General features: G+C 64.5%; 26 protein-coding genes and 1 pseudogene. 5 read left to right on the forward strand and 22 right to left on the reverse strand.

Annotated elements, in window-relative coordinates; translation table 11 throughout:
- Positions 1 to 140: 140 nt before the first annotated feature.
- Positions 141 to 1,367 carry an ABC transporter substrate-binding protein gene (locus ABIF91_RS39280; RefSeq protein WP_028178040.1) on the forward strand — a complete coding sequence of 409 codons (1,227 nt, stop codon included), beginning with the start codon at positions 141 to 143 and terminating at the stop codon, positions 1,365 to 1,367.
- Positions 1,368 to 1,513: 146 nt separating this feature from the next.
- Here ABIF91_RS39280 and der read toward each other — a convergent pair whose 3' ends face one another.
- The 7 genes from der to ABIF91_RS39315 form a co-directional block, all read right to left on the reverse strand.
- A complete protein-coding gene (gene der, locus ABIF91_RS39285; RefSeq protein WP_028178039.1) occupies positions 1,514 to 2,899 on the reverse strand; it encodes a ribosome biogenesis GTPase Der in 1,386 nt (461 codons plus the stop codon).
- A 50-nt stretch (positions 2,900 to 2,949) separates the two neighbouring features.
- On the reverse strand, positions 2,950 to 3,492 hold the full coding sequence (locus tag ABIF91_RS39290) for a hypothetical protein (protein ID WP_028178038.1): 543 nt from the start codon (positions 3,490 to 3,492) through the stop codon (positions 2,950 to 2,952).
- A 32-nt stretch (positions 3,493 to 3,524) separates the two neighbouring features.
- On the reverse strand, positions 3,525 to 4,178 hold the full coding sequence (locus ABIF91_RS39295) for a tetratricopeptide repeat protein (RefSeq protein WP_028178037.1): 654 nt from the start codon (positions 4,176 to 4,178) through the stop codon (positions 3,525 to 3,527).
- Positions 4,179 to 4,347: 169 nt separating this feature from the next.
- On the reverse strand, positions 4,348 to 5,940 hold the full coding sequence (locus tag ABIF91_RS39300) for a class I adenylate-forming enzyme family protein (protein ID WP_284282830.1): 1,593 nt from the start codon (positions 5,938 to 5,940) through the stop codon (positions 4,348 to 4,350).
- A gap of 73 nt (positions 5,941 to 6,013) precedes the next feature.
- Positions 6,014 to 6,598 (reverse strand): NnrU family protein, encoded by a 585-nt coding sequence (locus ABIF91_RS39305; RefSeq protein ID WP_028178035.1) that lies wholly within the window; start codon positions 6,596 to 6,598, stop codon positions 6,014 to 6,016.
- A gap of 131 nt (positions 6,599 to 6,729) precedes the next feature.
- A complete protein-coding gene (locus ABIF91_RS39310) occupies positions 6,730 to 7,272 on the reverse strand; it encodes a hypothetical protein (protein WP_028178034.1) in 543 nt (180 codons plus the stop codon).
- Between the two features lie 159 nt (positions 7,273 to 7,431).
- On the reverse strand, positions 7,432 to 9,054 hold the full coding sequence (locus tag ABIF91_RS39315) for a peptide chain release factor 3 (RefSeq protein ID WP_028178033.1): 1,623 nt from the start codon (positions 9,052 to 9,054) through the stop codon (positions 7,432 to 7,434).
- Between the two features lie 157 nt (positions 9,055 to 9,211).
- Between ABIF91_RS39315 and sugE the strand changes: the two genes are divergently transcribed.
- A complete protein-coding gene (gene sugE, locus ABIF91_RS39320; RefSeq protein WP_028178032.1) occupies positions 9,212 to 9,526 on the forward strand; it encodes a quaternary ammonium compound efflux SMR transporter SugE in 315 nt (104 codons plus the stop codon).
- Here sugE and ABIF91_RS39325 read toward each other — a convergent pair.
- The 7 genes from ABIF91_RS39325 to ABIF91_RS39355 form a co-directional block, all read right to left on the reverse strand.
- A complete protein-coding gene (locus tag ABIF91_RS39325) occupies positions 9,519 to 10,526 on the reverse strand; it encodes an inorganic phosphate transporter (protein WP_028178031.1) in 1,008 nt (335 codons plus the stop codon). The genes sugE and ABIF91_RS39325 overlap by 8 nt on opposite strands.
- Positions 10,527 to 10,595: 69 nt before the next feature.
- Complete coding sequence (locus tag ABIF91_RS39330) at positions 10,596 to 11,240, reverse strand: DUF47 domain-containing protein (RefSeq protein ID WP_028178030.1); 645 nt, start codon at positions 11,238 to 11,240, stop codon at positions 10,596 to 10,598.
- Between the two features lie 155 nt (positions 11,241 to 11,395).
- A complete protein-coding gene (locus ABIF91_RS39335) occupies positions 11,396 to 12,364 on the reverse strand; it encodes a branched-chain amino acid ABC transporter permease (RefSeq protein WP_424579733.1) in 969 nt (322 codons plus the stop codon).
- Between the two features lies 1 nt (position 12,365).
- Entirely contained in the window at positions 12,366 to 13,229 is an 864-nt protein-coding gene (locus ABIF91_RS39340) for a branched-chain amino acid ABC transporter permease (RefSeq protein WP_028178028.1), read from the reverse strand.
- A gap of 72 nt (positions 13,230 to 13,301) precedes the next feature.
- Positions 13,302 to 14,525: an ABC transporter substrate-binding protein gene (locus ABIF91_RS39345; RefSeq protein ID WP_424579734.1), complete on the reverse strand. Its 1,224-nt coding sequence runs from the start codon at positions 14,523 to 14,525 to the stop codon at positions 13,302 to 13,304.
- A 112-nt stretch (positions 14,526 to 14,637) separates the two neighbouring features.
- Complete coding sequence (locus ABIF91_RS39350; RefSeq protein WP_028178026.1) at positions 14,638 to 15,384, reverse strand: ABC transporter ATP-binding protein; 747 nt, start codon at positions 15,382 to 15,384, stop codon at positions 14,638 to 14,640.
- On the reverse strand, positions 15,377 to 16,132 hold the full coding sequence (locus ABIF91_RS39355; protein WP_028178025.1) for an ABC transporter ATP-binding protein: 756 nt from the start codon (positions 16,130 to 16,132) through the stop codon (positions 15,377 to 15,379). Before ABIF91_RS39355 ends, ABIF91_RS39350 begins: the two co-directional genes overlap by 8 nt.
- 312 nt (positions 16,133 to 16,444) lie before the next feature.
- Here ABIF91_RS39355 and ABIF91_RS39360 point away from each other — a divergent pair, with 312 nt between their 5' ends.
- On the forward strand, positions 16,445 to 17,125 hold the full coding sequence (locus ABIF91_RS39360; RefSeq protein WP_028178024.1) for a hypothetical protein: 681 nt from the start codon (positions 16,445 to 16,447) through the stop codon (positions 17,123 to 17,125).
- Between the two features lie 3 nt (positions 17,126 to 17,128).
- Here the strand turns inward: ABIF91_RS39360 and ABIF91_RS39365 are convergent, their stop codons facing one another.
- Positions 17,129 to 17,488: an ArsC family reductase gene (locus tag ABIF91_RS39365; RefSeq protein ID WP_035671131.1), complete on the reverse strand. Its 360-nt coding sequence runs from the start codon at positions 17,486 to 17,488 to the stop codon at positions 17,129 to 17,131.
- Between the two features lie 104 nt (positions 17,489 to 17,592).
- Here ABIF91_RS39365 and ABIF91_RS39370 point away from each other — a divergent pair, with 104 nt between their 5' ends.
- A complete protein-coding gene (locus ABIF91_RS39370; RefSeq protein WP_028178022.1) occupies positions 17,593 to 17,964 on the forward strand; it encodes a tRNA-binding protein in 372 nt (123 codons plus the stop codon).
- Positions 17,965 to 17,971: 7 nt separating this feature from the next.
- On the opposite strand, the pseudogene ABIF91_RS39375 reads toward ABIF91_RS39370, so the two are convergent.
- Together ABIF91_RS39375 and ABIF91_RS39380 are read right to left on the reverse strand one after the other, a co-directional pair.
- Positions 17,972 to 18,675 (reverse strand): annotated as a pseudogene (locus ABIF91_RS39375) (glutathione S-transferase family protein).
- Positions 18,676 to 18,764: 89 nt separating this feature from the next.
- Positions 18,765 to 18,911 carry a hypothetical protein gene (locus ABIF91_RS39380; RefSeq protein WP_162832004.1) on the reverse strand — a complete coding sequence of 49 codons (147 nt, stop codon included), beginning with the start codon at positions 18,909 to 18,911 and terminating at the stop codon, positions 18,765 to 18,767.
- 71 nt (positions 18,912 to 18,982) lie between these two features.
- Between ABIF91_RS39380 and ABIF91_RS39385 the strand changes: the two genes are divergently transcribed.
- Positions 18,983 to 19,309 carry a hypothetical protein gene (locus ABIF91_RS39385; RefSeq protein ID WP_155251823.1) on the forward strand — a complete coding sequence of 109 codons (327 nt, stop codon included), beginning with the start codon at positions 18,983 to 18,985 and terminating at the stop codon, positions 19,307 to 19,309.
- Here ABIF91_RS39385 and ABIF91_RS39390 read toward each other — a convergent pair.
- The 5 genes from ABIF91_RS39390 to ABIF91_RS39410 form a co-directional block, all read right to left on the reverse strand.
- Positions 19,299 to 19,964 carry a DUF429 domain-containing protein gene (locus ABIF91_RS39390; protein ID WP_028178019.1) on the reverse strand — a complete coding sequence of 222 codons (666 nt, stop codon included), beginning with the start codon at positions 19,962 to 19,964 and terminating at the stop codon, positions 19,299 to 19,301. The two genes, ABIF91_RS39385 and ABIF91_RS39390, sit on opposite strands and share 11 nt — an antisense overlap.
- Before the next feature lie 214 nt (positions 19,965 to 20,178).
- Positions 20,179 to 21,366, reverse strand: coding sequence for a serine hydrolase domain-containing protein (locus ABIF91_RS39395; RefSeq protein ID WP_028178018.1), 1,188 nt, complete (start codon positions 21,364 to 21,366; stop codon positions 20,179 to 20,181).
- A gap of 69 nt (positions 21,367 to 21,435) precedes the next feature.
- The gene (locus ABIF91_RS39400) at positions 21,436 to 22,128 is read right to left on the reverse strand and encodes a GNAT family N-acetyltransferase (RefSeq protein WP_028178017.1); all 693 of its coding nucleotides are present in this window, start codon (positions 22,126 to 22,128) and stop codon (positions 21,436 to 21,438) included.
- Positions 22,129 to 22,132: 4 nt separating this feature from the next.
- Positions 22,133 to 22,480, reverse strand: a complete 348-nt coding sequence (locus ABIF91_RS39405) for a Lin0512 family protein (RefSeq protein WP_028178016.1) — start codon at positions 22,478 to 22,480, stop codon at positions 22,133 to 22,135.
- A 178-nt stretch (positions 22,481 to 22,658) separates the two neighbouring features.
- Positions 22,659 to 24,323, reverse strand: a complete 1,665-nt coding sequence (locus tag ABIF91_RS39410) for an acetolactate synthase large subunit (protein ID WP_028178015.1) — start codon at positions 24,321 to 24,323, stop codon at positions 22,659 to 22,661.
- Positions 24,324 to 24,400 lie beyond the last annotated feature (77 nt).

The following is a 24,400-nucleotide window of genomic DNA, read 5'->3' on the forward strand; positions in this document are numbered from 1 at the left end:
ACCGCCGGATGACGCTAAGACGCAGCGTCATCCGGCTTTAGGTGCATTGCCGCCGGCCGCGGGACAGGTTAGAGCCATCAGCCGGAAACAAGGCTCCGGAAGAGAGCCGTCCGCATATTTGACATTGGAGGAGACCTTTCATGACGACGACGTTCGCACGCCGCTCCGCGGCGCTTCTTGCTTGCGCCGCTTTCGGTTTTGCCACATCCGCCTACGCCCAGGACAAGACCGTCAAGATCGGCGTGCTCAACGACATGTCGAGCCTCTACGCCGACATCGGCGGCCCGAATTCGGTCGCGGCGGTGAAGATGGCGGTCGAAGACTCCGGCCTCAAGGCCAAGGGCTGGACCATCGAGGTCCTCTCCGGCGACCACCAGAACAAGCCCGACATCGGCGTCAACATTGCCCGGCAATGGATCGACGCCGACAAGGTCGACGCCATCGCGGACACGCCGAGCTCCGGCGTTGCGCTCGCGGTGAGCAACCTCGTCAAGGAAAAGAACGCGGTGCTGCTCAATTCGGGCGCGGCCACCGCCGACCTCACCGGCAAGGCCTGCACGCCCAATACCGTCTCGTTCACTTACGATACCTACATGCTTGCCAACGGCACCGGCAAGGCGCTGACCAAGGCGGGCGGCGATAGCTGGTTCTTCCTCACCGCGGACTATGCCTTCGGCCATGCTCTGGAGCGTGATACCGGCGCGGTCGTCACCGCCACCGGCGGCAAGGTGCTCGGCGGCGTCAAGCACCCGCTGAACACGGCGGACTTCTCCTCCTTCCTGCTCCAGGCGCAGTCCTCCAAGGCCAAGATCATCGGCCTCGCCAATGCGGGCGGCGACACCACCAACGCGATCAAGCAGGCCGCCGAATTCGGCATCGTCCAGGGCGGTCAGAAGCTCGCCGCCCTGCTGCTGTTCATCAACGACGTGCACTCGCTGGGCTTGAAGACCGCGCAGGGCCTGACCTTCACCGAGTCCTTCTATTGGGACCTCAACGACCAGACGCGCGAATGGTCGAAGCGCTTCCAGAAGGTCTCGCCCAAGGGCTCGATGCCCTCGATGACGGTTGCGGGCCTCTATGCCGAGATCCTGCATTACCTGAAGGCGATGGAAGCGCTCGGCAGCAATCCGCATGACGGCGCCAAGGTCGTCGCCAAGATGAAGGAGCTGCCGACCGACGATCCGCTGTTCGGCAAGGGACCGCTGCGCGCCGACGGCCGCCGCCTCATCCCGGCCTATCTGTTCGAGGTGAAGAAGCCCGAGGAGTCGAAGGGCCCGTGGGACTATTACAAACTGGTCGCCACCATCGCGCCTGACGACGCGGCCAAGCCGCTCAAGGACAGCGACTGCCCGCTGGTGAAGAAGTGACCGCGTAGCGGTTACGCGACGTCACACACGTCATGCCCGGGCTCGTCCCGGGCATTGGCGTTCAGGCCGTCTTCGTCGCCGCCGGCGATCCGCGCCGCTCCGGACTGGCGTAGCGCCCTGCGCTGCCGCCTCACCGGAGCCGTCGCTCACGACGGCCGCTTGCGCTTGTGCGCGAAAGGATTGGCCTTCTCGCGAAGAGTGATACGCACCGGTGTGCCCGGCAGCTCGAAGGTCTCGCGCATGGAGTTGGTGAGGTAGCGCAAGTAGGATTGCGGCACCGCGTCCGCACGCGAGCAGAACAGCACGAAGCTCGGCGGGCGCGCCTTGTTCTGCGTGATGTAGTTCAGCTTCAGCCTGCGGCCGGACACCGCCGGCGGCGGATTGGCCTGGATCGCCTGCTCGAACCAGCGATTGAGCGCGGCCGTTGGCACGCGCCTGTTCCAGACCGCGTAGGCGTCCTGGATCGCCTGCATCAGGCGGTCGATGCCCTCGCCCATCAGGCCTGAGACGGCGACGATCGGCACGCCCTTGAGCTGCGGCAGCCAATGGTCGGCATCGCGGCGCAGGCCCGAGATCGCGCCGCCGCCCTTGGTCTCCATCAGGTCCCATTTGTTGACGGCGAGCACGACCGCCCTGCCCTCGCGCTCAATGAGATCGGCGATGCGCAGATCCTGCTCCTCGAAGCGGTTCTGCGTATCCATTATCAGCACGACGACCTCGGCAAAGCGCACCGCGCGCAGCGCATCGGCGACCGAAAGCTTCTCCAGCTTCTCCTCGATCCGCGAGCGGCGGCGCAGGCCTGCGGTGTCGAAAACGCGAAAATCGCGGCCCTTCCAGCTGATCTCGACCGCGATGGAATCGCGCGTGGTGCCGGCCTCCGGGCTCGTCAGCAGACGCTCCTCGCCGAGGAGATGATTGATCAGCGTCGACTTGCCGGCATTGGGCCGGCCGACGATGGCGACCCGGATCGGACGCGTCGCGGCCTCCTCCTCCGAGAGCGGCGTATCGTCCTCGCCGTCGTCGTCCTCGTCGACGGGCTCCGGCATCAGCTCGGCCAGCGCGTCATAGAGCTCGCCCATGCCCTCGCCATGCTCGGCCGAAATCTGGATGGGATCGCCGAGGCCGAGCGCAAAGGCCTCCATCGCGCCGGCATCGCCATGCTTGCCCTCGCTCTTGTTGGCGATCAGCAGCACCGGCTTGTTGGCCTTGCGGGCGAAATCGGCGAAGGCGCGATCGGTGGGCGTGAGACCAATGCGGGCATCGACGACGAAGAACAGCGCGTCGGCTTGCGCGATCGCGGTTTCGGTCTGCTCCTGCATGCGCGCGGTCAGCGAGCCCTTGGCGCCTTCGTCGAGACCGGCGGTATCGATGATGGTGAACTGGAGGTCGCCGAGCCTGGCCTCGCCTTCGCGGCGGTCGCGGGTGACGCCCGGCAGGTCATCGACAAGCGCGAGCTTCTGTCCAACCAGGCGGTTGAACAGCGTCGATTTGCCGACATTGGGCCGGCCGATGATGGCGATTGTGAAGGACATCGGTCATTCGTGCGCTGCCGGGGCTGCGCCTGTCAATGAAATGAAGGATATCAGCGCGAGAAGCTGCCACTCGGCAGCGGCGCCGGGAAAGCGCTCTGCGATTGCTGCTGCGGGGCCTGGGCGGGTTGCGCCTGCTGGACGGGCTGATCCGGCGGCGGTGCGGTGGTGCGCTTGCGGACGATCTTGTGCTTGGGCGGCGGAGCGGCCGTGGGTGGCGCAGCCTCCGGCTGGGCCTCGCCATCGATCTCGCCGGCGGGCGCTTCAGCAGGCGCTGCGGCTGACTGCCTCGTCTGCTTCGCCTTGGCACCCTTCGCTGGCCTGGCGGGTTCCGGCGGGGGCTCCGCGGGCAGAGCCGCGACGGCAGGCGCGTTCGGATCGGGCTGCTGCTGCGCGCCCTTGTACAGCTCCCTCGGCACGCCCTGCTCGAGGCCCGGCACGCCCTCCGGGAAGACCGGCTTGCGGTCGCCCGGCAGCTTCTTCTTGGTGTCGAGGAAATCGAGCATGTCGCTTGGATCGAAGCTGGAGCAGCCGCCCAGAACGCCCGTGAAGGCGATCAGGACGGCGGCTGCGATCAAGCGTGGCGTGCGGCGCATCTTGTGTCTCGTCTCAAGTCAGAGGGCCGGCATCAGCTCTTGGCGACGGGCGGCAGCAGGGCCTGGAGCGCCTCGGCGCGCGAGCGCAGGCCGGGCGGCGTTTCGCCGTCTCCGTCAATCGCATCGAGCCATTTGCGGGCTGCGGTCAAGTCGTTATTACGCCAGGCCGACAATGCCAGCATCTCACGGGCGCTGTGGCGGAAGGTCGATTTCGGCGCGGCGGACGGCTCCAGCCGCTGCTGCATGTCGGCGTAGCTGGCGCTGTCGAGCAGCAGGCCGGCGGCGCGGATCTTCGCCAGGTCCTGCCACTCCCCACCGACGCTGCGATCAGCGGCAATGTCGTCATACATCTTCGCGGCGGCCTTGGGATCGCGGCTCGCGGCCTCGGCGGCCGCACGCAGCCGCGCCAGGGTGCGATAGCCGGACGGAGCCGTGGCGGCGAGCTCGGTGAAGGCCTTCTCGGCGTCGGCGTGCTTGTCCTGCTCGGACAGCTCGACGGCCTTCTCGAAGGCGGCGCCGGCCTCAGCGGCCTTCTTGGCCTCCAGATATTGGTAGCCGCGCCAGCCACCGATGCCGGCCACGACCAGCACCATCAGGGCGATGAAGACAATCGAATACTTGTCCCACAGCTTCTTGAGCTGTTCGCGACGTACTTCCTCGTCGACTTCGTTAAATAATTCAGACACTTATGTTAATCCCATACCCGTCCGGGTGCGCGCGCCGAAGCGTCCGCGTCAAGGAATCCCGTCCCCGCTTGGCGGCGAGGTACCCTAACGATATGGCGGTGGCAAGGCAAAGCGAGCCCGATCAAGGCGTTAACCACCCGGGAGAGCCCCGGGATGGCCGCTGCCCGGCTCAAGCCCCCAGAAGCTCCCGGAGCTGGCGCTTCAGCACCTTGCCGTTGGCATTGCGCGGCAACGGGTCTGCCGTGAGCGCCATGGTTTCGGGCACCTTGTAGTCCGACAGCCGTTCCGCGCACCAGGCCCGCAACTCGGTGTCCGCGACCGGACTGCGCGTCACCACGACCGCGTGGACGCGCTCGCCCAGCACGGGGCATGCCCTGGCAATGATCGCGCTCTCGACCACGGCGGGATGTCCCGCCAGCACGGATTCGACCTCGGCCGAATAGATCTTCAGGCCGCCACGGTTGATCATGTCCTTTTGCCGGTCGAACACGCGGACAAACCCCTCCGCGTCGACCGAACCGAGATCGCCCGAGTGCCAGAACCCGCTGGTGAAGCTTTCGGCCGTGGCTCTGGGATTGTTCCAATAGCCCTTGATGACGGAGGCGCTCTGGATCCAGAGCTCGCCGATCTCGCCAGGAGGAAGCTCCCGCCCGTCCGATCCCATCGCAATGATGCGCGCGCCGGGACACGGCAGGCCGACGCTGTCGATGTGGCTCGCCGTCAATTCGCCCGGCATGATCGTCGACGGCGACGTCGTCTCGGTCGCGCCGTAGCAGTTCATCAGCTTCAGGCCGGGAATCTTCGTCTTGAGCTTCTCGATGGTCGCGACCGGCATCGGCGCGCCGCCGAAGCCGCCGATGCGCCAGCTCGAGAGATCGTAGCCGTCGAAATCGGGCTGCAGCAGGCAGAGATTGTACATCGCTGGCACCATCACCGTGTAGGTGACGCGCTCGCGCGCGGCGAGCTTGAGGTAATCGGCCGCCTTGAACTCCGGCATGATGATCAGCGCGCCGCCGCAGCGGATCATCGTCATGATGTTGGCGACGACGCCGGTGACATGGCCGAGCGGCACCGCTGCGATGGAACGGTCGGTTTCCGTCAATTGCAGACAGGAGACGAAGACCATCGAGGAATGCACGATGTTGCAATGGGCCAGCATCGCGCCCTTCGGCTTGCCTGTCGTCCCCGAGGTGTAGAGGATCATCGCGGTGTCCTCCTCGCCGACCTCGACAGGCGCCGCTGCCGACGGGTTGTCGGCGAGCACCGCGAAACGCGACAGAGCCGGATCATCGTCGACGGCGATACGGTGCATCACATCGGGCACATCCTGCGCATCCGGCAGCCGCTCGGCGAGCGCCGCTTCGTGGATCAGGATCTTTGCGCCGCAATCGGTCAGCACATAGGCGATTTCCGGTTTCTGTTGGCGCGTGCCGAGCAGCACCGTCACCAGCCCCTCATGCGCGGCGGCAAACAGCAGCAGGGGAAACTCGACGCGGTTACCGAGCAGGATCGCGATACGATCGCCGCGCTGCAATCCGAGCCTGCGAAATCCCGCGGCAATCCGTGCGGCCTGCTCCACGGCCTGCTGCCAGCTCAGGCGGACATTGCCCGCGATCAGCGCTTCACCGTCGGGATTGCGGGCGCAGGCCTCAGCGATCATCGCCCACAGGCTCGCCGGCCGATCCCGGAAGGCGGGCACGACCCGATCACCAAAACGCGCCTCGTACCGCATCGGCGGGAGCTGCGATTGTGACCAGTCCATCGGCGTGCCTCGGTGTTGTTGCTCTTGCTCCCTTCCGCGCATAGGCAAGCAGCTCCTGTCTTGTGCCGAACGGCTAGACGCCGATGACGGGAACACCGATCACGACCGGATGGAATGCGAACGCCAGCGCCACATAGGCGACGATGCCGACCGCAACTGCGATCAGATCGTTGGTGATGCCGCCGACCGGAATCGGCGGGCCGCCGGCGTCGGTGCGGTGCTTGAGCGAAATACGGTCATAGACCGCCCAGCCCAGGAACGAGCCGAACAGGATGATCGAGCCGAGATCGCCGTTGGCGAGCAGGTGCGCGGCGGCCCACAGCTTGATGCCGGCCAGCATCGGGTGCTTCAATGTCGCATAGATACGGCCGCGCAGATATGACGCGACCACCAGGATGACCGCGGGCAGCATCAATGCGAGCGCGATGTGCTTCATGGCCTTCGGCGGATACCAGACGTCGATCCAGCCGGTGGCGCGATACTGGGCATAGCCCCAGATGATCATCGCGAGCCCCGCCAACGAGACCAGCGAATAGAGGATCTTGTAGGACCCCTCGCCCAGCCTTGCGATCGCCTGGGCGCGCATCTCGCGTTTGGTGGTGAACACATGCGCCGCAAAAAACAGCGCAAGCCCCAGGATCATGACCAGCAGACCCACGGCATCCTCCCCTTTTGGCCACAGCCCCCGCCTCTGAGGTATCATCGATTGGCCGCCGCTCGCAACTCGTGTCCATCATGGTGAGAGCCGCGAAAGCGCCGTGTCGATGAGGGATGAAGGAGGCCTCGCGGTTACTTGCCCAGGTCGCGATTGTCGACATAGCGGATCGCGATCGGCCTGCCCGCCAGCGCGCCGCCAAAGCCGCTGGTGAATTTCAGCGGCAGGCAGGCCTTCAACGATGCGTTGATGGCATTGAGATAGGTCGCGCGGGTGTCGGCGGGAACGCCCGCGGTCGCAAATGTCATGCGCGGCGGGCCGATCAGACCGCCCGATCGGTTGAGGCTGAACCGCACCGACATCTGCATGCCCGCCCGCGCATGGTCAGCGGGAGGAGGCGACCAGCACGAACGCAGTTCGGCGAAGAGATCGCCGATCGTATCAAGGTCATGATCGGGTCGCCGGTACTTCGCAATGTCGGCTTGCGATGGAACGCTTTCGACCGTGAGCTGGAGAGTCTCGCCGAATGGAAATGGAATTTCGGTGATGCAAGGTCCCTGAAAAGGCCCGCCGCACGGCTCGTACGAGAACGGCTCCTCTTCGAGAGGGCGGCGCCACGCATCGGCCGATGACGGCAGGATCGTCACAAGGAGGAGTACAAGGAGAGAGCGCCACATGACCACGAAACCACAGTACCCATCCCGATGGAAAGTGGCACTGGCCGCGCGCGTATCAAGCCTGCGCTCGTTCACATACGCGTTTCAAATTCGCTCTTGAGGTCAAGCCGGGGCATGACAGCGGAGGGTATGGCTGCACGGCGGAGGGACGTGGCTGCCCTACCCCTTCTTCTTGACGTCCTTGACGTTGCTGAACTCGATGCCCTCGGCGCGCTCCCTGGAGTAGCCGAGATAGAATTCGTTCCGGGCGAGATACACGGGATCGCCGTCGACGTCGTCGGCGATGCTGGAGGTGTTGGCGGCGATGAAGGTGTCGAGCTTCTTGCGGTCCTCCGAGGAGACCCAGCGCGCCAGCTGAAATTCGCTGACCTCGAACTCGACCGGCAGCGAATACTCCGCCTCGAGCCGCGCCTTCAGCACGTCGAGCTGGAGCGCACCGACCACACCGACCAGCGCCGGCGCGCCGTCGCGCGGGCGGAACACCTGCACCACGCCCTCCTCCGACATCTGCTGCAGCGCTTCCTTCAGCTTCTTCGCCTTCATCGCGTCGGTGAGACGGACGCGGCGGACGATTTCCGGAGCGAAGCTCGGCACGCCGACGAAGTTGAAATCCTCCCCTTCCGTCAGGGTATCGCCGATCCGCAGCGTGCCGTGGTTGGGAATACCGACGACGTCACCCGCGAAGGCTTCGTCCGCGACCGAGCGGTCCTGGGCGAAGAAGAATTGCGGGCTCGACAGCGGCATGCTCTTGCCGGTGCGCACCAGTTTCGCCTTCATGCCGCGGCTGAGCTTGCCCGAGCAAAGACGTGCGAAGGCGATGCGGTCGCGGTGGTTCGGATCCATGTTGGCCTGGATCTTGAACACAAAGGCGCTCATGCGCGGATCGGTGGCCTCGACCTTGCGCTGGTCGCTGTCCTGCGCGCGCGGCTCGGGCGCGAACTTGCCGAGGCCTTCCAGGAGGTCGCCGACGCCAAAATTGCGCAGCGCGCTGCCGAAATAGACCGGCGTCAGATGACCTTCGCGGAACGCCTCGAGCTCGAACGGCTTTGATGCCGCCGTGACAAGCTCGAGCTCGTCCTTCACGGCAGCGACGTCGAGATTGGCGTTGAGCTTGGCCAGCTCTTCGATCTCGATCTGCTGCGCCGCACCGGTCTTGGCGCCGCCGCCTTCGAGCAGGCGCACGCCGCCATTGACGACGTCATAGGTGCCGAGGAAGTCGCGGCCGCGACCGACCGGCCAGGTCATCGGCGTGGTATCGAGCGCCAGCGTCTTCTCGATCTCGTCGAGCAGCTCGAAAACGTCGCGGCTCTCGCGGTCCATCTTGTTGATGAAGGTAATGATCGGGATGTCGCGCAGGCGACACACCTCGAACAGCTTCCGGGTGCGCGCCTCGATGCCCTTGGCGGCGTCGATCACCATCACGGCGGAATCGACCGCGGTGAGCGTGCGATAGGTGTCTTCCGAAAAATCCTCGTGGCCCGGCGTGTCCAGGAGGTTGAACACGAGGCCTTCGAACTCGAAGGTCATCACCGAGGTCACGACCGAGATGCCGCGTTCGCGCTCGATCTTCATCCAGTCGGAACGCGTATTGCGCCGCTCGCCCTTGGCCTTGACCTGGCCAGCGAGATTGATGGCGCCGCCGAACAGCAGCAGCTTCTCGGTCAGCGTGGTCTTGCCGGCGTCAGGGTGGGAGATGATCGCAAAGGTCCGCCGCCGCGCCACTTCAGCGGCAAGCGGGGAACGGGCCGGCGATTCGGCTGTGGTGATGGCGATGTCGGACATGGCGGGAGCGTGTGGCAGGGAAAACGGGCCTGATCAAGCCTCATTTGGTGATTGCGGAGCCATTCGGCCAGCCCTATATCGGCTTTCGGGAAGGACGGCCTTCCGTTTCTCAGCACCTCAGCCGCGGGGACGACCCTGCCTGAAATGGAGGGTCGTCATGGCCTGGAGCATCCTGTTCGTCGCCGGTCTTCTCGAGATCGTCTGGGCGATCGGGCTGAAATACACTGAGGGATTTACCAGGCTTGTGCCATCGGTGATCACCCTGGTTGCCATGGCCGGCAGCGTCATCCTGCTGGGACTTGCGCTCAAATCGCTCCCGGTCGGAACCGCCTACGCGGTCTGGACCGGCATCGGCGCGGTCGGCACTGCAACGCTCGGCATCGTCCTGTTCAGCGAGCCGGCAACGGCCATGCGCCTTGCCAGCATCGCCCTGATCGTCGCCGGGATCATCGGACTGAAGCTCGTCACCTGACGAAGATCTGGACCAGCCACCACGTCAGCGCCGCGACGATGGCCGAGGCCGGGATCGTGATCACCCAGGCATAGACGATCGAGCTCGCGACGTTCCAGCGGACCGCCGAGACGCGGCGGGCGGCGCCGACGCCGACGATGGCACCGGTGATGGTGTGGGTGGTCGAGACGGGAACTCCGAGATAGGTCGCCATGAACAGGGTCGCGGCGCCCCCCGTTTCGGCGCAAAAGCCCTGCATAGGCGTCAGTTTCGTGATGCGCAGGCCCATGGTGCGGACGATGCGCCAGCCGCCCATCAGCGTGCCAAGCGCCATCGCCGCCTGGCAGGACAGCACCACCCAGAACGGCACCGAGAACTCGGCGCCGAGATGACCCTGCGAATACAGCAGCACCGCGATGATGCCCATGGTCTTCTGCGCGTCGTTGCCGCCATGGCCGAGCGAATAGAGCGAGGCGGAGGCGAATTGCAGGATGCGGAAGGCGCGATCGACCGCGAACGGCGTCGAGCGCACCGAGGCCCAGGAGACGATCGCCACCAGCATCATGGCGAGCAGGAAGCCGACCAGCGGCGACAGCACGATCGCCAGCACCGTCTTGGACAGGCCGCTCCATACCGCGGCCGAGATCCCCGCCTTGGCCATGCCGCCGCCGACGAGCCCGCCGATCAACGCGTGCGACGACGAGGACGGGATGCCGAGCGCCCAGGTCACGAGGTTCCAGACGATGGCGCCGACGAGCGCTGCGAAGATCACCTGGGCGTCGACGACCGCGGGATCGATGATGCCGGTGCCGATGGTCTGGGCGACGTGCAGTCCGAACACCATGAAGGCGATGAAATTGAAGAAGGCGGCCCAGAACACCGCGAATTGCGGCCGCAGCACGCGGGTCGAGACGATGGTCGCGATCGAATTGGCGGCGTCGTGCAGGCCGTTCAGGAAGTCGAACAGCAGCGCGACGGCGATCAAGCCGACCAGGACGGGAAGACCCAACGCGGCATCCACGGCGGCCCTGCCTTAAAGTTGGCGCATGATCTGAGCGGAAAACCGCTGCACACTTTTCCGGATCATGCGCTAAACCTGCTCGATGACGATGCTGTTGATCTCGTTCGCGACGTCGTCGAAGCGATCGGCCACCTTCTCGAGATGATCGTAGATCTCGACGCCGACGATGAAGTCCATCGCATTGCCGTCGCGATGCTTCAGGAACAGCTCCTTCATGCCGATGTCGTGGAGATCGTCGACCCGGCCCTCCAGCTTGCCGAGCTCTTCGGTGATGGCGGTCAGCATGGCGACGTTCGGGCCGATCGACTGCATCAGCGGCAGCGCACGCCCGACCAGATTGGCGCATTCGATCAGAAGCCCGCCGATCTCACGCATGGGCGGCTCGAAGGTGCGGACCTCGAACAGCATGACGGCCTTGGCCGTCTGCTGCATCTGGTCGATGGCATCGTCAAGCGACGTGATGAGGTTCTTGATGTCGCCGCGGTCGAACGGGGTGATGAAGGTGCGCCGCACGGCCGTCAGCACCTCACGGGTGATGTTGTCGGCGTCGTTCTCGAACTGGTTGACGCGCTGGCAATAGACCGGCGTCTCCTCGCCCCCATTGAGCATGCCCTGGAGCGCGATCGCGCCCTGGATCACGGTCTGGGCATGCCGGTCGAACAGGTCGAAGAACCGTTCTTCCTTGGGCAGGAACGCACGAAACCAACGCATCATGGGGATAGGCTACCGGCTGGAAATGGTCAGGCCCCGAGGGCTGTCATGAAACTGTCATAGACCATTTTCGATCCGCGCGCGTGTCATCTCACGCCCGCGGAGCCGGGTCATCCACCGCTTTCACGCACCAATGAAATTGATGCAATATCAATCGCTTAAAGGGACCTGCGGAAGTAATGCGCGATTTCGCCGATGACGCCGCGGCGGAAGGTGAGCACGCAGACCACGAAGATCGCGCCCTGGATCACCGTCACCCACTGGCCGAAGCCTGCCAGATATTGCTGCATGGCAATAATGACGAAGGCGCCGACCACGGGGCCAAAGATGGTGCCGAGACCGCCGACCAGCGTCATCAGCACGACTTCGCCCGACATCGTCCAGTGCACGTCGGTCAGCGAGGCGTTCTGCGCCACGAACACCTTCAGCGAACCGGCAAAGCCCGCCAGCGTGCCCGACAGGACGAAGGCCAGGAACTTGTACTGGTCGGTGCGGTAGCCGAGCGAGATCGCCCGCGGCTCGTTCTCGCGGATCGCCTTCAGGACCTCGCCGAACGGCGAGTTGATGATCCGGAAGATCAGGAGGAAGCCGGCAAGGAAACCCGCCAGCACGACGTAATAGAGCACCGTCGGCTTGGCGAGATCGAAGACGCCGAACATGTGCCCCTGCGGGATGCCCTGGATGCCGTCCTCGCCGTGGGTGAATGGGGCCTGGAGATAGATGAAGTACAGGAGCTGCGACAGCGCCAGCGTGATCATCGAGAAATAGATGCCCTGGCGGCGGATCGAGATGTAGCCGGTGATGATCGACAGCACGAACGCCGCAGCGATGCCGACGAGGATGCCGAGCTCGGGCGGCAGAGCCCACACCTTCAGCGCATGCGCGCTGCAATAGCCCGCCGTGCCCAGGAACATCGCGTGGCCGAAGGACAGCAGGCCGCCGTAGCCGATCAGCAGATTGAAGGCGCAGGCGAGCAGCGCAAAGCACAGCGCCTGCATCACGAAGAAGGGATAGACGCCGGTGAACGGCACGGCCGCCAGCAGCAGCGCCATCAGCACGAACACGATCATCTCGTCGCGCATCGCGCGAGGGGTCACCGGCAGCGTGTCGTCCGTCAGGGTTGTCATCTCAGGCCGCCCTTCCCGTCAGTCCCGTTGGCTTCACCAAGAGCACCAGCACCATCAGCACGAACACGACGGTGTTGGAGGCCTCGGGGTAGAAATACTTGGTCAGGCCCTCGATCACACCGAGCGCGAAGCCGGTGATGATGGAGCCCATGATCGATCCCATGCCGCCGATCACGACCACCGCGAACACCACGATGATGAGGTCGGCGCCCATCAGCGGCCGCACCTGGTTGATCGGCGCCGAGAGCACGCCGGCGAGCGCGGCAAGGCCGACGCCGAGACCGTAGGTCAGCGTGATCATGCGCGGCACGTTGATGCCGAAGGCGCGCACCAGCGTCGGATTCTCGGTGGCGGCGCGCAGGTAGGCGCCGAGCTGCGTCTTCTCGATCAGGAACCAGGTCGCAAGGCACACCACCAGCGAGAACACGACGACCCAGCCGCGATAGACCGGTAAGAACATGAAGCCGAGATTCATGCCGCCCTTGAGCTGGTCCGGAATGGCGTAAGGCAGGCCGGAGGAGCCGAAATAGTTCTGGAACACGCCCTGCACGATCAGCGCGATGCCGAAGGTCAGCAGCAGGCCGTAGAGATGATCGAGCCCGGTCAGCCATTGCAGCATGGTCCGCTCCAGGATCATGCCGAAGATGCCGACGATAATGGGCGCGAGCAGCAACGCCCACCAGTAGTTGATCCCGCCGAGGTTCAGCAGGAAATAGGCGACGAAGGCGCCCATCATGTAGAGCGCGCCATGGGCGAAATTGATGATGTTGAGCATGCCGAAGATCACGGCAAGCCCGAGACTGAGCAGCGCGTAGAACGAGCCGTTGATCAGTCCCACCAGTAGCTGAGCGTATAGAGCCTGCATCGATCCCGCACCCGGTCCCTTCGGCGTTCCCTGAAAGTCGCCCGCAGGCCTCGAGGCCTGCGGGCCGTTATCTTACTTCTTCAACAGCGCGCACTTGCTGTCGGACAGCGGCGTGAAAGCCCGGTCGCCCGGCACCGTTCCGACCAGCTTGTAGAAGTCCCATGGCCCCTTGGACTCCGAGGGCTTCTTGACCTCGAACAGATAGGCGTTGTGGATGGTGCGGCCGTTGGGCTGGATCTCACCCTTGCCGAACAGGTCGTCCTCGGTCGGCATCGACTTCATCTTCTCGACGATCTTGACGCCGTCATGAGGATTGCCGCCGAGCGCCTCGAGGGCCTTGAGATAGTGGCGCACGCCGGCATAGACCCCGGCCTGCACCATGGTGGGCGGGGCATTGTTCTTCATCTTCTCGGCGAAGCGCTTGGAGAACGCCCGGGTCTTGTCGTTCATGTCCCAGTAGAACGTCTCGGTGAAATTGAGTCCCTGCGCCGTCTCGAGGCCGATAGCCTTGACGTCGGTGAGGAAGAGCAAGAGCGCCGCGAGCTTCTGGCCGCCCTTGCCGATGCCGAACTCGGCCGCCTGCTTGATCGTGTTGGTGGTGTCGCCGCCGGCATTGGCGAGGCCGATGATCTTGGCCTTGGAGGCCTGCGCCTGGAGCAGGAAGGAGGAGAAGTCCGGCGTGTTGAGCGGGTGCTTGACGCCGCCGAGCACCTTGCCTCCGTTGGCCGTGACGACCGCGCTGGTATCTCGCTCGAGCGCCGCACCGAAGGCGTAGTCCGCGGTCAGGAAGAACCAGGTGTCGCCACCGGCCTTCACCAGCGCCTGGCCGGTGGTATGGGCCAGCATGTAGGTGTCGTAGGTCCAGTGCACGGTGTTGGGCGAGCACTGCGCGTTGCTGAGGTCGGAGGTCGCCGCACCCGAATTGATGTAGACGCCGTTCTTTTCCTTGATCACGTTGTTGACGGCGAGCGCCACGCCCGAGTTCGGCACGTCGACGATGACGTCGACCTTGTCGACGTCGAACCACTGCCGCGCGATCGCGGTGCCGATATCGGGCTTGTTCTGGTGATCGCCGGAGATCACGTCGATCTTCCAGCCCTTCGCGGCGAGGCCGGAATCCTCGACCGCCATCTGCGCGGCGAGCGTCGAGCCGGGGCCGCCGAGGTCGGCGTAGAGCCCGGACTGATCGGACAGGGCGCCGATCTTGACCGTCTTGTCCTGCGCCGACGCGACGCCTGGTGCGGCGAAGGTGAGCGCGGTGGTCAGCAGCAATGACGCAATCGACCTGGTCTTCATGCAACTTCCTTTTTGAATTTTCTCGTTGGCAGTTCTTCAACTTGAGCACGGTCTCTTCGGAAAACCGCTACACGCTTTGCGCTGACGCGGCGCTCCGGGTCCTGATCATGCTCTAGACACCCAAATAGGTGTGCAGCTTGTCCATGTTGGCGGCGAGCTCCGAGTTGGAGAATCCGTCAATGATCTTGCCGTGCTCGACCACGTAGTAGCGGTCGGCGACGGTGGATGCGAAGCGGAAATTCTGCTCGACCAGGAGGATCGTGAAGCCCTCCTTCTTGAGCCGCGCAATGGTGTGACCGATCTGCTGGATGATGACGGGCGCAAGGCCCTCGGTCGGCTCGTCCAGCATCAGGAAGCTCGCGCCGGTGCGCAGGATGCGCGCGATCGCGAGCATCTGCTGCTCGCCGCCCGACAGCTTGGTGCCCTGGCTGCCCAGCCGCTCCTTCAGGTTCGGAAACAGATCGAAGATCTGGTCGAGCGGCAGTCCGCCCTCGCGGACGACCGGCGGCAACATCAAGTTCTCCCGCACGTCGAGGCTGGCGAATATGCCCCGCTCTTCCGGGCAGAACGCGATGCCCATCCGCGCGATCCTGTCGGAGGTCGCGCGGATGATCTCCTGGTTGTTGAACTTCACCGAGCCGGAGCGCTTGCCGATGATGCCCATGATCGACTTCAGCGTGGTCGTCTTGCCGGCGCCGTTACGCCCGAGCAGGGTGACGACCTCGCCCGCGTTCACGTCGAAGTTGATCCCGTGCAGGATGTGGGACTCGCCGTACCAGGCTTCGAGGTTGCGGACTTGGAGGATGGGTCCGCCGGTCGCAGCCCTGGCCGGGGCCTCGGCGATCGCAGTGTCAGGCATGACCGGCTCCCAGATAGGCTTCCTTGACGCGCTCGTCCTTGGTGAGCTCAGAGTAATGGCCCTGCGCGAGCACCTGCCCGCGCGTCAGCACGGTGATGATGTCGGAGAGGTTGGCCACGACGCTTAGATTATGCTCGACCATGAGGATGGTGTATTTCGCCGAAATGCGCTTGATCAGCGCCGCGATCTTGTCGATGTCCTCGTGGCCCATGCCGGCCATCGGCTCGTCGAGCAGCATCATCTCTGGGTCGAGCGCGAGGGTCGTTGCTATCTCAAGTGCGCGCTTGCGCCCATAGGGCATCTCGACCGCCGGCGTGTTTGCAAACTCGCTGAGGCCGACATCGTTGAGCAGCTCGCGCGCGCGATCGTTGAAGCGGTTGAGCACGGACTTGGAGCGCCAGAAATCGAACGAAGAGCCGTGCTGGCGCTGAAGCGCGACACGGACGTTTTCCTGCGCGGTGAGATGCGGAAATACCGCCGAAATCTGGAACGAACGCACGAGGCCCATGCGGGCCACGTCGGCCGGCGCCATCGCCGTGATGTCCTGCCCCTTGTAGAGGATCTTTCCGGCTGACGGTTTGAGGAACTTGGTCAAGAGATTAAAGCAGGTCGTCTTGCCGGCCCCGTTCGGGCCGATCAACGCGTGAATGCTCCCACGGCGAACCTTGAGCGCAACGTCGCGGACGGCGAAGAAGCCCGCAAACTCCTTGGTCAAGCCTTCCGTTTCGAGAATGAACTCATCGGCCAAACAGATTTCCCCCTGCCCGCGCGAGGCGCGTGGCTGTCCTTGTTACTTCGGCTGTCCGGAGGACTTGGAGCCCACCGGAGCGCCGCCTCCGGGCGCGGAATATGCCGGAGGTGACGGGGGTTAGGCAAGGCGGAAAGCTGAGCAGGTCAGGCCTCCGGCTGGGAAACAAATGAGCCTGTGGGAAAATTTTCGATGAAGGCTGGCGCACGGAACGAAAGACCGTTAACGACGGCTTGATGGCCGGTGCCTTGCGAACCGGGAGGCCGGGCAGGCACGACATCCAGACATCTCCGACTAAGGGAGCACTGGATCATGCGCGCGTCTTCACGTGCGGAGAATATTGCTTTGGATTTTGCAAACGCCGCTCCCTCCGTCGTCAAATCGATCCGGCAACGCGATCTCCTGAACACGTGGCTGCGACTTTATGCGCGCCAGCAGATCGCGCCGGCGATCTGGGAGTACCAGCCCGCGCGACTCGAGGAAGAGCTCTCGGATCTCATCTACTATACGGTCGAATTTTCGACGCCGACGCCGCGCCTCGTCATCCAGAGCGAAGGCACGCGCATCTCGCGTGCCTATGGACATACCGGCAAGGGCGTTCTGCTCGATGATTATGTCGGGCCGCGGCTCGCCCCGTTCGTGATGCCGATATATCATGAATGCGTCGCGCGCGGGCTGCCCGTCTACAGCGTCGCCAATGTCGAGGACATCTACGGGCGCATCGTCGCCTATGAACGGCTGCTGCTGCCCTTCCAGACCGACGGCAAGGTCTGTCATGTCATCGCGTCGATCAAGACGTTCTGCGAGGACGGCGGCTTCGAGATCAAGAACCTGATGCGCGGAAATGACGCGCTGCCGCGTCCAAAGCTACGCGCTGTGATCGATCGGGAGCTGTTTCATCGCGCCCCTGCCCGCATCGCGCCCGCCGAGACGGTCGAGTTCTCCGACCAGCCGGGGCCCGGCATCACCGCCGAGACCATCGAGCTGAACTAGCGGTCAGCGCGCTTTGGCGCCGGCCTCCTTGGCATAGATATCCGGCTTGAAGCCGACCAGCAGCTTGCTGCCGATTTCCAGCACCGGCCGCTTGATCATCGATGGTTGCGCTAGCATCAAAGCCAACGCCTTCTTCTCGCTCAAGCCCTCCTTGTCGGAGTCCGGGAGCTTCTTGAAGGTCGTCCCGGCGCGATTGAGCAGCGTCTCCCAGCCGACCTTGTCGCTCCACTGCTTGAGCTTGTCCTTCTCCACGCCCGCCGCCTTGTAGTCGTGAAACTCGTAAGGCACGCCATGAGCATCGAGCCAGGCGCGGGCCTTCTTCATGGTGTCGCAGTTCTTGATGCCGTAGATGATGTTGGGCAAGACGTTTCCTCGCGCATGCGTGATGCTTCGGTTGTGGCGTTGTACGAAACTCCGGTTCGCGCGACAATATTGCGGACCAACCCAACTCTCCGAGCAGACATCCCATGCACGTTACCCACGATCCCGCAGCTGCCGCCTCACCGACCATCGACTTCAACAGCTTCCTCGCGGTCGATGTCCGTGTCGGCACCATCGTCGACGCCAAGCCGTTTCCGGAGGCGCGCAAGCCGGCCTGGCGGCTGTGGATCGATTTCGGCCCTGCCATCGGCGTGCGCAAGAGCTCGGCCCAGATCACCGAAAACCACCCGCTCGAGATCCTCGTGGGGCAACAGGTCGCGGCCGTCGTCAATTTCCCGCCGCGCCAGATCGGCCCGGTCGTCTCCGAGGTGCTGACGCTCGGCTTCCCCGATGCAGAGGGCAAGGTCGTGCTGGTGCAGCCGAGCAAGCCTGTGCCGAACGGCGGCCGGCTGTTCTAACGAAGGACTAGGGCCGCTGCGGAATGTTCAGCCCGCGTTGCACCGCCGGACGAGCCAGCCCGCGTTCGAGCCAGCCGCCGACCGCCTTGAACTGGTTGAACGCCACCAGATCGCCGCCGCCGTAGAACCCGATGAGATTCCGCACCCAGCCGAGCATGGAGATGTCGGCGATCGTGTAGTCGTCATCCATGAACCACCGCCGGCCGGAAAGATGCGTCTCCATCACGCCGAGCAGGCGCTTGGACTCATTGGCGTAACGCTCGAGCGGCCGCTTGTCCTCGAAATCCTTGCCGGCGAATTTGTGGAAGAAGCCGACCTGGCCGAACATCGGCCCGATGCCGCGATCTGAAAGTGCACCCACTGGATGGTCTGGTAGCGTCGCGCGGCGTCCTCCGGCAGAAGCTTGCCGGACTTCTCCGCGAGGTATTGCAGGATCGCTCCGGACTCGAACAGCGGCAGCGGCCTGCTCCCGGGACCGTTGGGATCGAGGATCGCCGGGATCTTGCCGTTCGGATTGAGCGAGAGAAACTCCGGCGTCTTCTGATCGTCCTTGCCGAAATCGACCAGGTGGACTTCGTAGGGAAGTCCGATCTCCTCCAGCATGATCGAGACCTTGACGCCGTTCGGCGTGGGCAAGGAATAAAGCTGGAGCAGTTCGGGATGTTTGGCCGGCCAACGTTTGGTGATGGGAAAGGCGGACAGATCGGACATCGGGACCTTTGGTGCATGGACTGGGGCGTGCTCAATCTAGGCGAGGCGCCGTGCGGCGCAAGTCACACTTCGTCCCGGCGAACCTGCGCTTATGGCGGCAGCGTCGCCATCACCACGATCGGGGTCATTGCCTCATGCTGCAGTCGATGCTCGATGAACCGTTCACCCGTGATCAACAGCAGGGCCGTAAAGGCGATCGCGAGCATCGCGGTCGCCAATTGGCACACGTCGTACATGGCATTTTGTCCCTCGACAGCCTATGGCCTAAAACGTCGGCTCCGGCGCCACGTTCCGGGGCGACATGAAAATGTTGCTATTTTTTCCCGGATTTTGCTGCGAAGACGTCGCGCTGTTCCGGCAGCGCGCGGAGGGACCGATGTCCCCCCTCGAGCGTTGTCGCTGGATGAACGTCGAGAAACGCGCCCTGCTCGATCACGCTGAACGCTGTCGCCGCGTCGCGAACAATCTCGCTCACAGCGAAGCCGCGCAGCGGTTGCGAGCGATGGCCGACGAGTACCAAGCGAGAGCAACAAGACTGGACGACGAAGGCGTCTCCTCGAATCCGGGCCGCAATAGTCGCAGTCACTTCGAGGACAAAGGCGATTCGGGAGGGCCGATCGACCTCAAAAATTGATCTCCATCCGCAATCCGCGCGGATCGATCTCCTCTCCGCCGACACGTTGCGTACTGTCGCGTGCCGCGACCGCGCAGGCGCAGGCATCGATGAGGTCGTCGCGACCGATGCCGGTGCCGTGGCGAAGCGTCAGCCATTTTTCGATCCTGGTGAAGCCCCGGTCTCTCAGCAGCGCGATGCGCTGCTCGCGGCCGCGCGGCGAGGTCTTCGGCTCGAGCCGCACGCGCCCGGCCAGATTCCAGAAGATCAATTCCGGATGCGCTTCGCCGATCGTCGCCTGCCGCGCCGGCGTCATGGCATCGTCGACCTCCTTGATCTTGTCCCTGATATTCCAGAGCTGCGCCGACACACCCTTGCCCTTGCCTTCATGCTTCCAGTAATGACGATTGGCCGCCGCCATATCAGGAAATCTCCAGAGGTCGCGACGCGCGCCGAGAAACACGGCGGGGCCGATCAGTTCGCGCGCGCGCAGATCGCAGGCGCGATAGCCGCTCGGATTCAATCCGATCGGCATGTCGATCATCGCACGCGCGTGCGGCATCGCGAGCAGGCGCGTCAGGCCAGGTGAATAGTCGAAGCCGTGATTGCCGCGCGCATCGATCCAGGCAGCGACCCAGCCGAAGCGAAATCCGTCGAGGCCGAGATAGTTTGGCACGTCGTTCGCTCGTCAATGCAGCTTCCGCGTGCGCGTCGCTTGACGTCCGCAAGTTGCGGGCACGTGTCCCGCGCTCTCCCCGGCGGCTCGATGGGCGACGACACGGTCATCCTGAAGGCGTCGACAGTTCGGAAGCCCGGGGCCTCGCTCCACTCGACCGTGCACGGGCGCCGGCCGCCCGTTCGGAGGACGCGAAGCGAAGCCGCGCTTCGCGTCAGCCCGCGCCGACCGCCTGATAGGCCAGGCGCTTGAACTCGAAGAAGAACGGATTCCAGAAGCCCATGTAGCGCTGGGCCATCAGCACGCCGGCGGTATTGCCCTCAGGGCAAATCCACCAATGGGTGCCGGCAAGGCCGCCCCACTGGAATTCGCCGATCGAGTTCGGCGGATCGAACGGTGTCGGCGCGAAGGTGACGGCGCCGCCGAGGCCGAACCCCTTGCCGGGGATCGGGCCGAGATTGGCGAAGCGGATGGTCTGGCCTCCGGGCAGTTGGTTCGTCATCATCTGCCGCAGCGTGTCCGGCTTCAGCAGCGTGTCCGAACCGGGCAGCAGCGCGCGGACCAGCGCCAGCATATCGGGTAAGGTCGAGACCAGACCGCCACCGCCCGACAGCCGCGGCAATTGCCGCCGATAGGCCTGCGGATAAGGCAGATGGTCCGCCCGGGTGAGGCCGGGCTTCATGGGATCGAGCACATCCGCGCCGTTGTAGAGCGCAACCAGCCTGCCTTGCTGCGCCTCCGGAACGTGGAAGCCCGTATCGGTCATGCCGAGGGGATCGAAGATGCGCAACTTCAGAAAGACATCGAGCGCCTGGCCGGAGACGACCTCCACGACACGGCCGAGCACGTCCGTCGCCACCGAATATTCCCAGGCCGTACCAGGGTGATAGGACAGCGGCAGATCGGCCAGCCTGTCGACCATGTCGGCGAGCGGCGTCAGCGGATTGAGCACGCGCGCCTCGTTGTAGCCTTTGAACAGCACCGTGCCGGGATCGAAGATGCCGTAGCTGAGGCCGGAGGTATGGGTCAGGAGCTGGCGGATCGTGATCGGGCTCCTCGCCGGCTCGGCGTCCGACAGACTTGCCGCACCCTGCTTGAGCACCTTGCGACTGCCGAGCTGCGGCAGGAATTTCTCGATCGCATCATCGAGCCCGATGCGGCCTTCCTCCACCAGCAGCATGATCGCGCAGGTGACGAAGATCTTGGTGTTGGAAAACGCGCGGAAGATATGGTCGGGCCGCAGCGTCGTGTTCGCCTCACGGTCGGCAAAGCCGACGCATTGCTGGTCGACCACCTCTCGCCCGCGCAGAACTACCCAGGATGCGCCCGGAATGATCTCCTGATCGACATAGCGCTGCATCGCCGTCCGTACGGCGGAAAAATCAGGCGTTCTGGCGTCCATGTGCTCCCCCCAATTGTGGTTGGCATCGATATAGCGCGATTTGCCGGGATATGAAGCCCGCCGCGCAGCTCATCCCTGTTTCATCAGCACTGTGACGTGCAGGCGACGCCGAATCCGCATGCCCTGCCGTTGGTACAGCGCAATCGCGGACGTATTGTGGGAAAACACATGCAGGAACGGAATCTCGCCGCGCGCCTCGATCCGGCGCGCGATGGCGGCGAGCAACGCCTGCGCGTAACCGCGACCGCGATGATCCGGATGCACGCAGACCGCCGTCATCTCGGTGAAATGACCCGGCTTCATCCGCTCGCCGGCCATGGCGACGAGCTCGCCGCGAGCGCGGATGCCGAGGAAGGTGCCGAGCTCGTGCGTCCGCGCCGCGAACGGCCCGGGCTTGGTCAGCTCGGTCAGCGCCATCATGGCGGGAACATCGGCCGCGCCCAGGCGGACGATCTCGGCATCGCGCAGCGAAGTGTCGGCGGGCGAGCCGATGATCTGCTCGCCGGGCTCGGCGAGCAGCACCTTGAAGGCGGCGGGAATTTCGACCGGCTCGGGCGTGAACAGCACCGCGATTTGCGAGCCCGACATGAGATCGCCGAGCGCCGCAAAACTTGCCGCGGACATGTCGACCATATCGGCAAACGGCGTCATGTCCACGGGATAGCGCAGAGCCCGCGGGCCGCCCTCGGCCAGATGCTTGTGGCTCGTCGTCAACGCGCTCCAGATCGGGCGATCCAGCAGCGCCTCATTGCTCGCCGACATCGGCCTAGTCCTTGTCGAAGCTGACGATGACGGCGGCATTGGCTATGAGGATGGGATCGTTGGCCACTTCCGTGGCCGAGGGAATCTCAAGCCCGCCCTTGACCGCGGTGACGGTCACGGTGCCGTAAGGCAGCTCCCTGGCAACGGCTTCCTTGTCCACCGCCTCGGGGTTGGGCACCCCGATCGTGACATCGACGAACATGTCGTTTGCGGTCTTGCCGATCATCCGGAAGAAGCCGAGGCTCGAATGCCTGATGGCATCTGACACGGCACGCTTGGCCGCCTTGGTGGCGTCCCTGCCGTGGACGTCGACACCCATGCCCATCTCGGTGACACAACGAACGCGGGTCATTTCATATTCCTGTGGTTGGTTGCATTGACGCAAATCGTTATCGCATTTCGCGTTGATCGGCATACTCCGTCATTGCGAGGAGCGAAGCGACGAAGCAATCCAGATTGCCTCTGCGGAAAGACTCTGGATTGCGTCGCTGCGCCCGCAATGACGATGTGGGAACAGTCTCGCCGTTCAATCACGCCTTCGCCTTCTCGTGAGCGCGCAGCTCGTCCACCAGCACGCGCACGTTCTCCGAGTAATCGACCGGAATCGAGACCAGATGCACGCCGCCCTCCCTGAAGGCGGCATCGAGCGTCGGGCCGAAGCTGTCGATGGTCGCGATGCGATGACCCTTGGCGCCATAAGCCTTGGCGTACAGTGCAAAATCCGGATTGCCAAACGTCATGCCGTAATCGGCAAAGTGATCGACGGCCTGCTTCCAGCGGATCATGCCGTAGGCGTTGTCCTCCAGCACCAGCACGACCAGGTTGAGCTTGAGGCGGACCGCCGTCTCCATCTCCTGGCTGTTCATCATGAAGCCGCCGTCGCCGGCAACCGCAAGCACGCGGCGGTCGGGATAGAGCATCGCAGCCATCATCGCCGACGGCAGGCCGGCGCCCATGGTCGCCAGCGCATTGTCGAGCAGCAGCGTGTTGGCGACGCGGGTGCGGTAGTTGCGCGCAAACCAGATCTTGTACATGCCGTTGTCGAGCGCGACGATGCCGTTCTCGGGGATCACCTGGCGGATGTCGTGCACGATGCGCTGCGGCGTCGGCGGCCAACGCGCCTCGGTGGCCCGGTCGGCGATGTGATTCAGGATCTCTTCCCGCAGTGGCAGCAGCGCCGCGGCCTGCGGCAGCTTGCCTTCGAGCCGATCCGCCAGCAGTTCCAGGCTCGGGCCGACGTCCCCGACGACCTCGGCATCGGGGAAATAGACCTGCTCGACGCTCGCCGGCGTGTAGCTGACGTGAATGACCTTCGGGCCCGAGGGGCCCATGATGAAGGGCGGTTTCTCGATCGGATCGTGGCCGATCGCGACGATCAAATCGGCGGCATCGATCGCGTCATGGACGTAGTCGCGTTCCGACAGCGCGGCGGTCCCCATATAGAGATTGGTGCCGCCGGGCACGGTCCCCTTCCCCATCTGCGTCGTGAAGAACGGAATGCCGGTCCGCCGCACGAAGCTTGCGATGCCGTGTGTCGACCGCGGCCGGCTGGTCGCCGCTCCCATCATCACCAGCGGGCGCCGTGCGGCCATGATCATCTCGGCGGCGCGGTCGAGCGCGGCGCGATGGGCGACGGGGATTTCGATCGGATGGACGGGGACCACGGGAACGCCGGGCACTTCGTCGCCGGCAACGTCTTCGGGCAGCTCGAGGTGCACCGGCCCGGGCCGCTCCTCCATCGCGACGCGGAAGGCGTCGCGCACCACGGTCGGGATGCTGGAGGCGCTGACGATCTGCCGCGACAGCTTGGTCAGCGGCTTCATGGTCGCCACCACGTCCACGATCTGGAAGCGGGCCTGCCGGCTGCTCATGATCGGCTTCTGGCCGGTGATCAGGATCATCGGCATGGCACCGAGATGCGCATAGGCGGCGCCCGTCGACAGGTTGAGAGCACCGGGGCCGAGCGTCGACAGACAAACGCCGGGCTTGCCGGTCAGACGCCCATGCGTGGCAGCCATGAAGGCCGCGGCCTGCTCGTGGCGGGTCAGGATCAGCTCGATCCTGGACGCCCGCAGCGATTCGACAAGATCGAGATTCTCTTCGCCGGGAATGCCGAAGATGCGATCGACACCCTCATTCTCCAGGGCCGCGACGAACAGGTCCGATCCCTTCGCTTTGCGTTCCCGCTCGCTCAATGTCGCCTCCGCCTGTTGTAGACCCAAACTCCCCGCGCGGGCGCATGGTAGCGGCTCGCGGCACGGGAACAACTCAC

Source organism: Bradyrhizobium sp. USDA 241 (genome assembly GCF_049739505.1).
GTDB lineage: Bacteria > Pseudomonadota > Alphaproteobacteria > Rhizobiales > Xanthobacteraceae > Bradyrhizobium > Bradyrhizobium liaoningense.

What these genes read in the sequence shown, in the direction of transcription:
- ABIF91_RS39280 (WP_028178040.1), top strand. Translation starts at nt 141, where the DNA reads ATGACGACGACGTTCGCACGCCGCTCCGCGGCGCTTCTTGCTTGCGCC.
- der (WP_028178039.1), bottom strand. Translation starts at nt 2,899, where the DNA reads ATGTCCTTCACAATCGCCATCATCGGCCGGCCCAATGTCGGCAAATCG.
- ABIF91_RS39290 (WP_028178038.1), bottom strand. Translation starts at nt 3,492, where the DNA reads ATGCGCCGCACGCCACGCTTGATCGCAGCCGCCGTCCTGATCGCCTTC.
- ABIF91_RS39300 (WP_284282830.1), bottom strand. Translation starts at nt 5,940, where the DNA reads ATGGACTGGTCACAATCGCAGCTCCCGCCGATGCGGTACGAGGCGCGT.
- ABIF91_RS39310 (WP_028178034.1), bottom strand. Translation starts at nt 7,272, where the DNA reads ATGTGGCGCTCTCTCCTTGTACTCCTCCTTGTGACGATCCTGCCGTCA.
- ABIF91_RS39315 (WP_028178033.1), bottom strand. Translation starts at nt 9,054, where the DNA reads ATGTCCGACATCGCCATCACCACAGCCGAATCGCCGGCCCGTTCCCCG.
- sugE (WP_028178032.1), top strand. Translation starts at nt 9,212, where the DNA reads ATGGCCTGGAGCATCCTGTTCGTCGCCGGTCTTCTCGAGATCGTCTGG.
- ABIF91_RS39330 (WP_028178030.1), bottom strand. Translation starts at nt 11,240, where the DNA reads ATGATGCGTTGGTTTCGTGCGTTCCTGCCCAAGGAAGAACGGTTCTTC.
- ABIF91_RS39335 (WP_424579733.1), bottom strand. Translation starts at nt 12,364, where the DNA reads ATGACAACCCTGACGGACGACACGCTGCCGGTGACCCCTCGCGCGATG.
- ABIF91_RS39340 (WP_028178028.1), bottom strand. Translation starts at nt 13,229, where the DNA reads ATGCAGGCTCTATACGCTCAGCTACTGGTGGGACTGATCAACGGCTCG.
- ABIF91_RS39345 (WP_424579734.1), bottom strand. Translation starts at nt 14,525, where the DNA reads ATGAAGACCAGGTCGATTGCGTCATTGCTGCTGACCACCGCGCTCACC.
- ABIF91_RS39350 (WP_028178026.1), bottom strand. Translation starts at nt 15,384, where the DNA reads ATGCCTGACACTGCGATCGCCGAGGCCCCGGCCAGGGCTGCGACCGGC.
- ABIF91_RS39360 (WP_028178024.1), top strand. Translation starts at nt 16,445, where the DNA reads ATGCGCGCGTCTTCACGTGCGGAGAATATTGCTTTGGATTTTGCAAAC.
- ABIF91_RS39370 (WP_028178022.1), top strand. Translation starts at nt 17,593, where the DNA reads ATGCACGTTACCCACGATCCCGCAGCTGCCGCCTCACCGACCATCGAC.
- ABIF91_RS39380 (WP_162832004.1), bottom strand. Translation starts at nt 18,911, where the DNA reads ATGTACGACGTGTGCCAATTGGCGACCGCGATGCTCGCGATCGCCTTT.
- ABIF91_RS39385 (WP_155251823.1), top strand. Translation starts at nt 18,983, where the DNA reads ATGTTGCTATTTTTTCCCGGATTTTGCTGCGAAGACGTCGCGCTGTTC.
- ABIF91_RS39395 (WP_028178018.1), bottom strand. Translation starts at nt 21,366, where the DNA reads ATGGACGCCAGAACGCCTGATTTTTCCGCCGTACGGACGGCGATGCAG.
- ABIF91_RS39400 (WP_028178017.1), bottom strand. Translation starts at nt 22,128, where the DNA reads ATGTCGGCGAGCAATGAGGCGCTGCTGGATCGCCCGATCTGGAGCGCG.
- ABIF91_RS39405 (WP_028178016.1), bottom strand. Translation starts at nt 22,480, where the DNA reads ATGACCCGCGTTCGTTGTGTCACCGAGATGGGCATGGGTGTCGACGTC.